The sequence below is a fragment of the Flavobacterium sp. 1 genome, assembly GCF_002797935.1.
GTDB lineage: Bacteria > Bacteroidota > Bacteroidia > Flavobacteriales > Flavobacteriaceae > Flavobacterium.
Window position 1 is genome coordinate 2,761,125 of record NZ_PGER01000001.1, and the last position, 12,172, is coordinate 2,773,296.

The 12,172-nt window shown below is 35.0% G+C and carries 6 protein-coding genes; all 6 read right to left on the reverse strand.

The window, feature by feature from the left end; genetic code table 11:
- Positions 1 to 30: 30 nt before the first annotated feature.
- Positions 31 to 162 carry a hypothetical protein gene (locus CLU83_RS22845; protein ID WP_369828762.1) on the reverse strand — a complete coding sequence of 44 codons (132 nt, stop codon included), beginning with the start codon at positions 160 to 162 and terminating at the stop codon, positions 31 to 33.
- 456 nt (positions 163 to 618) lie between these two features.
- Positions 619 to 3,588: a protein translocase subunit SecDF gene (secDF, locus tag CLU83_RS11090; protein WP_100431670.1), complete on the reverse strand. Its 2,970-nt coding sequence runs from the start codon at positions 3,586 to 3,588 to the stop codon at positions 619 to 621.
- Between the two features lie 223 nt (positions 3,589 to 3,811).
- On the reverse strand, positions 3,812 to 4,747 hold the full coding sequence (locus tag CLU83_RS11095; RefSeq protein WP_100431671.1) for a malate dehydrogenase: 936 nt from the start codon (positions 4,745 to 4,747) through the stop codon (positions 3,812 to 3,814).
- Between the two features lie 59 nt (positions 4,748 to 4,806).
- Positions 4,807 to 6,750 (reverse strand): DNA topoisomerase (ATP-hydrolyzing) subunit B, encoded by a 1,944-nt coding sequence (gene gyrB / locus CLU83_RS11100; protein WP_100431672.1) that lies wholly within the window; start codon positions 6,748 to 6,750, stop codon positions 4,807 to 4,809.
- Positions 6,751 to 7,436: 686 nt separating this feature from the next.
- Positions 7,437 to 10,775: a bifunctional amidotransferase subunit GatB/aspartate--tRNA ligase AspS gene (gene gatB/aspS / locus CLU83_RS11105; protein ID WP_100431673.1), complete on the reverse strand. Its 3,339-nt coding sequence runs from the start codon at positions 10,773 to 10,775 to the stop codon at positions 7,437 to 7,439.
- Complete coding sequence (locus CLU83_RS11110; RefSeq protein WP_100431674.1) at positions 10,775 to 12,172, reverse strand: amidase; 1,398 nt, start codon at positions 12,170 to 12,172, stop codon at positions 10,775 to 10,777. Before CLU83_RS11110 ends, gatB/aspS begins: the two co-directional genes overlap by 1 nt.

Below are 12,172 nucleotides of genomic sequence, written 5' to 3' on the forward strand. Positions count from 1 at the left end.
CTAAAGGCTTCATTCCTGTAAAAGCATTCATTAATAAAATCCAAATAATGATCCATCGTCAACACTGGTTTCACCAAAGAACTCGTCTGGTAATGTAAAAGCTTCATTCGGAGCATTCCACGAAGACGAAGTGGTTACCATGTATTTCGTTCCATGCAACATCCCTGGGTTGGTGGTAATTCTAGATTTCTTGTGTAAAACAGAACTGGAAAGCGGAAAATAAAACTTTTATAGCAAGGAAAAACTCCTTTAAAGAATAACTCTTCATTTTGCTGACAAAAAACAATTTACACAGACGAAATACAATAAATAAAAAACACCTTTGTGAAAATAATGTAGTTTAGATTATATGCAGCAAATTATCAAACCTAATTTCAATTATCACATTTGTCTTTTAAATAATAGCTAAAAACAAAATACCTCCTTATTCCGATTAAAATGAAAATCCTTATAAGGCTCTTCTTTTCGGACGAGACTATAAGATTGAAATGGAAAGTGGGACAATACCAGCAAAAAATAACAAATCATTCTGCTCCAAAATTAATTAGCTGGACTTTAATGTAAAAAAAAAGATTCATCTTACGTTGAATCTTTTTTAAAATATATAAATACTATTTTCTAGGCTTCTTGGTGTTTAATCTCCACATTTGCTTTTTCTTCTCTAGAAATGGTATCAACCAATACTGGAGTAGCAATAAACAATGAAGAATAAGTACCTATTATAATACCGATAAGCATTGCAAATATAAATCCTCTAATAGATTCTCCTCCAAAAATAAACATGATTAACAATACAAAAATCATGGTCAATGAAGTATTGATTGTTCTAGACATTGTAGAGTTAATAGATTTATTTACAATTTCAGAGAATGAACCTTTTGTTTTACCATCCAAGAACTCACGTACTCTATCATAAACAATTACAGTGTCATTCATTGAGTATCCAATAACTGTCAGGATAGCCGCAATAAAGTGCTGATCAATCTCCATACCGAAAGGCATGTATTTCCAAAGCAATGAATAAACTCCTAATACAAAGATAACGTCATGCGCTACCGCTGCAATAGCACCTAAACTATATTGCCATTTTCTGAAACTGATTACTAAATACAAGCCTACGATAAGCATTGCTCCAAGTACAGCCCAGTAAGCATTTGTCTTAATATCTTCAGCCACTGTTGGACCTACTTTTGATGCTTGGACAACACCTAGTTTTTTACCTTCATACGCATTTATAAATTTATCGTAAGTCATTCCTGAAGCATAATGCTTTTTCAAACTTTCGAATAATTTTTTATTTACATCTTCGTCAGCAGCACTGCCAGTTTCCTGTATCTTATACTTAGTTGTAATTTTTAACTGATTGTCTTCTCCAAATATTTTAACCTCGGCACTACCAAATACAGCAGTTAATTCATCTTTAACCTCTTCAGGTTTCATTGATTTATCGAAACGAACTTGGAAAGTTCTTCCTCCAACAAAATCTACACCTTGATCAAAACCATGAGTTGCAATCGATGCAATACTTACAATAGTTACAACAATAGAGAAAAGATAAGTCCATTTTTTGATCCCTAAGAAATCAAAATGGAAATTTGTGAAGAAATTTTTAGAGAAATTAGTCACAAAATTTAAATCATTTTTACCTGCAATATTTTTATCAATAAAAATTCTGGCAATAAAAATAGAAGTAAACAAAGAAGTAATAATACCGATTAATAAAGTAGTAGCAAATCCTTTGATTGGCCCAGATCCAAAGATGAATAATACAGCACCAGTCAAGATGTGAGTCACGTTCGCATCAACGATAGAACGCATAGCTCCTGTCCAACTATAAGATGCCTTAACCGCTTCATCTAAAGTTTTACCTGCACGTAATTCTTCCTTCGCTCTTTCATATATAATGATATTCGCATCTACAGCAGTACCCATTGTTAAAACGATACCAGCAATACCTGGCAATGTAAGCACAGCACCTAAGCTCGCCAAAATACCAAACATAAATAATAAGTTGACTGCCAAAGCGATATTTGCATACCAGCCTGCTTTACCATAATAAATCAACATCCAAAGAGATACCAAAAGCAATCCAATTACCGCAGAATTAGTACCATTATCAATAGCTTCTTGACCTAAGGACGGTCCTACAACTTCAGATTGAATTATTTCTGCGGCAGCTGGTAATTTACCTGCTCTTAAAACGTTAGCTAAATCTTTAGTTTGCGTAACATCAAAAGAACCTGAAATCTCAGATCTACCTCCAGAAATTGGTCCACTGGAAACACCTGGAGCAGAATACACAATATCATCAAGAACGATAGCAATGTTACTTTTTTGAGTATAAGCTCTTCCTGTTAATTCTTCCCATTCTTTAGCTCCTACATTATTCATCTGCATAGAAACAGCAGGTTTTCCTAATTGATCAAAAGTATCGCTAGCGTCTGTTACAACACCGCCACCCATTGAAGCAACATTATCTCTATTACCTTTTAAAGCATACAATGCAACAACTTCAATGTCTTTCTCTTTTGCATCTTTATTAGTCTCTGGTATTCCCCATACAAATTTTGCATAACGTTGATCACCTGCCAATAAAACTCTGATGTCAGCTCTTTTAAAATAAGAATTGATAACAGCAGTATCTTTTGGAGAGAAAAGACCTAAAACCGGACCACCGCCTTGAGCAACAATTTTGTCAATAATAGGATTATTTCCTTTTTTAGCAGCAGTAGAATCTTTTGCGTCAGTCAATAAAGCACTTAATGAATCTTTTGCAACAGCTTTAGTTTCGACTTTAGCAACTTCAGTTTTTTTCAAAGCCTCGTTAGCAGACATAATGAAATTACCAATTTCTTCAATTTTATAAGTTTCCCAAAACTCTAACTGAGCTGTACTCTGCAATAATTTTTTGATTCTGTCAATATCTTTAGCACCAGGAAGTTCCACAAGGATTTGTCCAGACTCTCCTAATTTTTGGATATTTGGCTGTGTTACGCCAAATTTATCGATACGTTTTCTCAATACTCCAAAAGCACTTTCTACAGACTCATCAACTTTTCTTTTGATTACTTTTTTAACTTGAGCATCTGTCATTTGAAAAGTAACTCCACCATCTCCTTGCAAGCTTCTGTTTGCAAAAATATCTGGTGACGCTAATTTCACTGAACCCTTAGAATTAGCTTCAAAAGCTTCAAAAAATGCATCAATATAAGCTTGATTTCCTTTTTTATTTGCAGTGGCATCCGCCAAAGATTTATTAAAAACTGGATTTTTCGAATTATTTGATAAACCTTTCAAAATGTCTTTAACAGAAATTTGAAGAGTCACATTGATTCCTCCCTCTAAGTCAAGACCTTTATTGATTTGTTTATCTTTTACTTCATTGAATGTAAAATCAGTAAATCCTAAGCTAAACACTTTTTCTTTACCAATTGAATCCAAATATTTTACTTCTTTTTCTGGGTTTCCGCCAGCAAAAGATTTTGCATCACTCTTAACTTTGCTAGAGACAAAAGTGAAAGAAAGTTGGTAAATACTTACCAATGCAAATAGAATTGCGAAAAATTTAATAAGTCCTTTATTCTGCATTATTACTAAAAATTAATTATTTTTTAATTATTTTTGTTTTAAAACCTTATAAAATAAGCCATTACATCTATTTTGAAAAACAAAAAAGAAATGCACGATTTACATCATTTTTTTTAAACCGAGCAAATATATAATTAACGGAAAGATTAACCAATTTATTTATTAATTAAAATGAAAAAAAAGACTGCAAAATTGCAGTCTTCTTTTTTTCCTATGTGAATTATTATGCCAAAACCGATTTCAAATCAGCATTCATGCTTCTTACAGCTTCAGCACTCTTAGCAAAAGCCGCTTTTTCAGCATCATTTAATTTAATATCAACAATTTGTTCAATTCCATTTTTACCTATAATACAAGGTACACCGATACAGATATCGTTTTGCCCGTACTCACCTTCAACAAAAACAGAACAAGCTATCATTTTCTTTTGATTATTCAAAATACTGTCTACCAAATAAGCAACTGAAGCTCCTGGCGCATACCAAGCTGAAGTTCCTAATAACCCTGTAAGTGTTGCTCCGCCAACCATAGTAGCTGCAGCAACTTTATCTAACTCTTCCTGAGATAGAAACTGTGATACAGGAATACCATTATAAGAAGCCAATCTTGTCAAAGGAATCATTGTAGTATCACCATGACCACCGATTACCATTGCAGAAATATCATTTGAAGGTTTATCCAATGCTTTAGACAAATAATATCTAAAACGAGAGCTGTCTAAAGCTCCACCCATACCGATAATTCTGTTTTTTGGCAATCCAGTAGCTTTCAATGTCAAATAAGTCATTGTATCCATTGGATTAGACACAACTACGACAATACAATTTGGCGAATGAGCTAATACATTCTCTGCGACAGTTTTAACAATTCCAGCATTAATTCCAATTAATTCCTCTCTAGTCATTCCCGGTTTTCTAGGAATTCCCGAAGTAATCACAACTACATCACTGTTTGCTGTTTTAGAATAATCATTAGTAACCCCTGAAACATTGGTATTAAAACCAGTATTTGTAGCACATTGCATTATATCCATAGCTTTACCTTCGGCAAAACCTTCTCTGATATCCAATAATACTACTTCACTTGCAATTCCTCTATAAGAAATTGAATCTGCACAGGATGCTCCCACATTCCCTGCTCCTACAATGGTAACTTTCATTTTTATTTGTTTTTTATTAATTTCAAATCAAAAACGAAAAATACAGCTCATTCTAAAAACTACGCATCGATATTAGCGTAAACTGCATTTTTCTCGATAAATTCTCTTCTTGGAGGCACCTCATCACCCATTAACATTGAAAAAACCCTATCCGCTTCAGCAAGACTGTCAATATTTACTTGTCGTAAAGTTCTAAAACTTGGATCCATTGTAGTTTCCCACAATTGCTCCGCATTCATCTCTCCAAGACCTTTATAACGTTGAATTCCTGCACTTCCTCCCATTCTTGCATTCGCCTGATCGCGCTGATCATCATTCCAAGCATATTCTTTTTTATTTCCTTTTTTAACTAAATACAAAGGCGGTGCAGCAATATATACGTGCCCTTCTTCAATTAGCTCTTTCATAAATCGGAAGAAGAATGTCAAAATCAAAGTTGAGATGTGACTGCCATCGACATCGGCATCACACATGATAATCACTTTATGGTAACGCAATTTTGAAATATTCAAAGCTTTACTATCCTCTTCTGTTCCTACAGTCACTCCAAGTGCCGTAAATATATTTCGAATCTCTTCGTTCTCAAAAACCTTGTGATGCATTGCTTTTTCTACATTCAAAATCTTACCACGCAATGGCAAAATAGCTTGAAAAGCACGGTCACGACCCTGTTTTGCCGTTCCGCCTGCCGAATCTCCCTCGACAAGATACACTTCACATTTGGCAGGGTCTTGTTCTGAACAATCGGATAATTTCCCTGGCAATCCACCACCGCCCATTACGGTTTTGCGCTGTACCATTTCACGGGCTTTTTTAGCAGCGTGACGTGCCTGAGCAGCAAGAATAACTTTTTGAACAATAATTCGGGCATCATTTGGATTTTCTTCCAAATAATTTTCAATCATTTCACTCACCGCTTGGCTTACTGGCGAAACAACTTCTCTATTTCCTAATTTAGTTTTAGTCTGCCCCTCAAATTGAGGCTCAGCCACTTTTACCGAAATAATTGCCGTAAGACCTTCACGGAAATCATCTCCGGAAATATCAAACTTTAATTTATCTAACATTCCAGAAGCATCTGCATATTTCTTCAACGATCTTGTAAGACCAGTTCTAAAACCCTGCAGGTGTGTACCTCCTTCATGTGTATTAATATTATTTACATAAGAAAAAATATTTTCAGAGTAGCTTGTGTTATAAATCAAAGCCACTTCAACTGGAATTTCTCCTTTTTCGTTATCCATAGAAATTACGTGTGCAATAATAGGCTCACGGTTTCCGTCTAAATAACGAATGTATTCTTTAAGTCCTTCAGTAGAATAAAACAATTCTGAAAGAAAATTTCCGTCTTTATCTTTTTCTCTTTTATCAGTAAACGTAATTGAAACACCTTTATTCAAAAAAGACAGCTCACGCATACGCGCTGACAAAGTATCATATGAATATTCTATTGTTTGGGTAAAAATGGAAGGATCTGGATAAAAGGTAACAATTGTACCTCTTTTGGTAGTTTCACCAATTTGTTTTACTGGATATAAGGCTTTTCCTTTTTCGTATTCTTGTTCGTAAACTTTTCCGTCACTACTATGAACTGTTGCTCTCAAATGGTTTGACAACGCATTTACAACAGAAACCCCAACACCGTGAAGACCACCAGAAACTTTATAGGAATCTTTATCAAATTTACCTCCAGCACCAATTTTAGTCATTACAACCTCCAATGCAGAAACGCCTTCTTTTTTGTGAATACCGACTGGAATACCACGTCCGTTGTCTTCAACAGATATCGATCCGTCTTCATTGATATCAACCCGTATCGTATCGCAATGACCTCCCATTGCCTCATCGATAGAGTTATCTACTACTTCATAAACTAAATGATGTAACCCTCTTACACCTACATCTCCAATGTACATCGATGGACGCATTCTCACGTGTTCCATTCCTTCTAAAGCTTGGATACTGTCTGCTGAATAATTGTCCTTCTTGATTTCTTCGCTCATATAATTTAATCTAAAAAAAATGTGTTTTTCGTCTAACAGCAAATATATGAAAATGTAATCTATTTAAGGACTTTATTACCATTATAAGCGTTTAAGTTATCAACAAAAGACGCAGATTTCAACAGTAAAAATCAATACCAATGCCAATTTCAATTTCAACGGCAAAAAAGGAAAATTTAAAACTCAAATTCTCAAATTGCTTTCATTGAAATTGAAAACTAATTACACTTTTACATAAGTGTTTTTCTACACATTTAGCTCAGCTTTACCTAAGCCGATTATTGTTTTTTTGGAGCAGAAACATTTGGTTTTTTCAGAAAGCATTGGTCCCGCTATCCATTACAATCTTGTGGGCTGTCTCGTCCCAAAAGACCAGACGACCCACAAGGATTTTCACTGCACACGAGCGACAGCGAACTGACGAAGCAATCGAGGCTCATTATTTATTTTTTTTGTTATCATTCAAAAAATGAAACAATCCAACACAGGTTAATAAATCATTCGTGATTTTAAGCTTTTATATACCGCTTTAATTTTTTTTTACATTCAAAGTATTGCGGCACAAATAAAACAGCTGCATCACTCAAAAACGTTCATTAAAAACGCAACGAGAGAATTTAATAAAAAAAGCGGGTTTATATTTTTCAATACAAACCCGCTTTTAAATGGCTTAGATTATAAATCGGTTATCTCATGATTCGGACATTCATTTCCTCTACTTTTTTATCAGACAAAAGAGATGGTGCGCCAAATAATAAATCTTCACTTGTTCCTGTTTTAGGGAAAGCCATCACATCTCTAATAGATGCTTTTTTCTCCAAAATCATCATCAAACGGTCAATTCCCCAAGCAATTCCTCCGTGTGGCGGTGCACCGTACTGAAAAGCTTTATACATAGTTCCCACACTTTTTATCATTTCTTCTTTGTTGTAACCCATATTTCTATAAGTTGCTTCCAGAATCTCCGATTTATGTGCGCGAACTGATCCGCCGCCAATTTCATAACCGTTTAAGATTATATCGTATTGCTGTGCGATGATAGTTCCAATTTCATTGTCATCACCTTTCATATGCTTTTGCAAATCGTAAATCGCAGGCATCGAGAAAGGATTGTGCGTAAAAGTCCATCTTCCTTCATCTGTTCTTTCGAACATAGGGAAATCAACCACCCAAGCCGGGCATAATTCCTTCGGATTAATTAAGTGCAGTATTTTACCTAATTCCTGACGGACAGCATCCAAAGCTTTATTAGCAGTTGCATAATCTGCTGCTGAAAAAAATACAATATCTCCAACTTCTGCATTGGAAGCCTTAATAATTCCAGCCGCAATATCTTCACCTAAAAACTTAATAATCGGCGACTGCAATTCCTCTTCATTTACAATAATATAAGCCAATCCGCCTAAGCCGTGCTGTTGAGCAATAGCGGTAAGGTTTTCGATCTGCCCTTTAGACATACGTTTATTGCCTTGTTCTTTGGCCGAAACCTTGATACATTTTACAATTCCGCCGTCTTCAATAGGCTTGCTAAATACTTGGAAAGTGGTCTCTTTTACAATGTCGGTGATGTCCTGCATTTTTAAGCCGTAACGCAAATCAGGTCTATCACAACCGTAAAAATCCATCGCATCTTTATACGTAATCACTTCAAACGGTCGCAAAATCCATTTGTTACCATATATTTTTTTAACGACTTCATTAAACATTTTGGTGTTCAAATCTATAATCTGCTGCATACTGGCATAGGCTATTTCCATATCCAGCTGCGTAAATTCCGGCTGACGATCCCCACGAGAATCTTCATCTCTAAAACAACGCGCAATCTGGAAATACTTTTCATAACCACTTACCATCAACATTTGTTTAAACTGTTGCGGCGCTTGTGGCAATGTATAAAAGAAACCTGCTTGTTTACGTGTAGGAACAATAAATTCACGTGCTCCTTCATCGGTTCCAGCACTTAAAATTGGCGTTTCAATTTCTAAAAATTCTTCTTCATCTAAAATGTCACGCAATAATTTAATTACTTTATGACGATTTACAATTGCTCTTCTTACTTCTTCGTTTCTGTGGTCCAAAAACTTGTATTGAAAACGAATTGCTTCGTTTGTTTTAGCTGCTCTTTTTATTTCAAAAGGCAATGTTTTAGATAAATTTAAAATCTCTAAAACCGAAGTTTCTAATTCAATTTTACCCGTACGTAAACCTGCGTTGTAATCATCTTCATTACGACCAACAATTATTCCTTTAACAGAAATTACCGATTCAGGCTTTAATTTAACCAACTCATCAATGTTAGGAAATGATTCTCTGCTGATACGGATTTGAAAAATCTCATAACTGGAATCACGCAAATCGATAAACATCAGCTCACCGTGATCACGAACACTTGCAACCCAGCCAGACAATATCACTTCCTGTTGGATATTTTCTTCTGATAATTGTGAAATTTTATGAGTTCTATAGGTATCTTTTATAATAATCGGAATTTCAGGAAGTGATTCTTCTTGAGTTTCTTTATTTTCTGAAATTGGCACGGACAAATCACGATTTGCTTCCGAAAATGGTACGGACAAGTCGCGACTTGTCCCTACGTCTAATTTGTCTAAAATAATTTGACGAATTACTTTACCATTCGCACCTTTTCCAATAACACCTAAAACTTTACCAACTAAAATACCAGCTTTTCCTTGGTCACCAGCTTTAATATCATTGGCAACAGCCTCATTTTCTGAAATTACAGTAGCAATAACCTCTTGAATTTTATCTTCAGAAATGGTATTTTCTTCAAAGTACTTGTTGTAGTCAAAAGTTCTGTCTTTTAAGTACGAAGTAATCGCATTTTGAACTAAAACCGCAGTAATTTTTTCAGCTTTAAATAATTGGAAAATTTCCGTTAAATGAGCAATGCTATGGATTTCAGAATAATCTTCAGCCTTAATATTGTTTGCCAACGTTTTAGCAACAAACGAAGGGTCTTTGATTTCGTTATTTATCTCCACAAATGTCTGCGAACGTAGCTTATCTGCCGTGAAAAATTTGGCATCTTGAGGTAAAACACCACCGTTAATTAAAATAGATTCAACTGCAAATGGCAAAGCAGCTGTATCTACTTTAATAGCTTCCACTTCTTTTTTAATCGTTACAAAAGGCAGATCCGGCTCAGAAATAAAACGGTAATCCGCTTCAAATTCTTTTTTACGCATCACTTTGGTCTGCTTTAAATCAGCATCCCATAATACAGTCGTTTGATCAGGTCTAAACTCTTTGTGCTCTATAAAATAATTGAATTGTTTTTCAACTTCCTCTTTCAAAGCTTCCACCATAAACTTAAACGAGTTCAAGTTTTTGATTTCAGTTCTTGGATTCAATTCGTAACTGTGTTTTTTGCGCAAAGACACAGAAACATCCGATTTAAACTCTCCTTTTTCAAGATTCGCTTCAGAGATTCCTAAGTTTTGAACAATACGCTGAATGTATTGCGCATAAGTTGAAGCATCTTCAATATTACGAATACAAGGTTCCGTAACAATTTCAATCAACGGCACACCTGCTTTGTTAAAATCGACTAACGAAATCTTCTTTTCATGCATCAATTTAGCAGCATCTTCTTCAATATGAACCTGAGTTAAATTTACGGTAAACTGCGTACCGTCATTTCGGTAACAAGACACGTGTCCGTCAGGAATTATTGGATTATGAAATTGTGTTATCTGAATATTTTTTGGATTATCCGGGTATTCGTAATGTTTTCTATCCCAAGATATCACTTCATTGCTAAATGACGAATCCACCGCTTTTCCAAAATAAATTGCTTTTGTAATTGCTTCTTTGTTTAAAGCTGGCAAAACGCCCATTTGTCCCGTACAAACGGAACATATATTTTCGTTAGGTGTTTCTATTTCTTGATTTGGACAAGAACAAAACAACTTGGTTTTGGTATTCAATCGAACGTGAGTTTCCAGTCCAATTACCAATTCTAAATCGTGGGCTTTTATAGCCGCAGTTAATTGCTCCAATTCCATTATATTGTATCTTTTAAGAAGTTAGCAAACTTCAACACTAATTCATCATTATTTTTTGCAGCTGTAATCTGCAGTCCTGTGCTTGTTCCTTGCGGTACGGTTAAAGTTGGCAATTGACCCAAACTAAATCCAACAGTATAAGCATCGGATAAATACATAGCCAATGGATCTTTTAAACTGTCTCCAATTTTAGGCGGAGTACTTGGTGTAACCGGTGACAAAATGATATCAACCTCTTGAAAATCTTTACTGAAATTTTCAGAAATCTGATCTCTTAAAGCCAATCCTTTTAAATATATTTCATCTGAAAAACCTTGTGACAACACTTGATTCCCTCCCACAATTCTGCGTTTTGTTTCTTCTGAAAAATTTTCAGAACGTGTAACGGCGTAGGTTTCAATTAAATTTTCAGCTTCAATACGGTTACCATAATTGGTTCCGTCTAAACGAGACAAATTGGAAGCCGTTTCAGCCATAGCCAGCGTATAGTAAGTTGAAACTAAAATATCCGATTTGAAAAAATCCAATTCTTTTACTTCAATTCCTTTAGCTTTTATCTTTTCAATGCTTGCTAAAAAATCAGATTTTATCTGGGCATCGATAGCATCACTTTCAATAAAGTTTTTGAAATATCCTATTGTTTTTACTGCTGAAGTTGCAATAGCCTCTTCACTAATTTCGTTTGAAACAATTGAAGTCTGATCTTTTGGATCTTTACCGCTCATTACATTCAGTACGATTCGGATATCTTCGATTGATTTTGCCAAAGGTCCAACACAATCAGTAGAGGAAGCATAAGCCATCAAACCAAATCTCGAAATTCTTCCGTAAGTTGGTTTCAAACCGTAAATATGATTGTAACCAGCAGGCTGACGAACAGAACCTCCAGTATCACCTCCAATAGAAAAAACAGTATATTCTTTAGCAACATTCACTGCTGAACCTCCGCTTGAACCTCCGGCAACCAAAGACGGATCAATAGCATTTTTTACAGCTCCAAAAATGGTATTTTCACTAGAAGATCCGTGACCAAAACTATCGCAGTTTTCTTTTACCAAAGGAATAGCACCCGCATCCAATAATTTTTGAATGGCAGTAGCCGTATAAGGCGATTTATATTTTTTCAGCAATTCAGAACTTGCAGTAGTGTAAGTTCCCTGCACCATAAATACATCTTTGATTCCAAAAGGAATTCCTTCCAATAAACCGATTGATTCTCCTTTTGCAATTTTAGCATCAACCTTAGAAGCTAATTCCAAAGCCAAAGTATCTAATACTGAATTTACAGAATTATAAGTATTTTGTTTAAGTAAGTCTAATTTTTCCTGTACCAAAGCGGTGCAGGTTATTTGTTTTGACACCAATTGCTGGTGTATTTTTTTTATCTGAGAATCCAT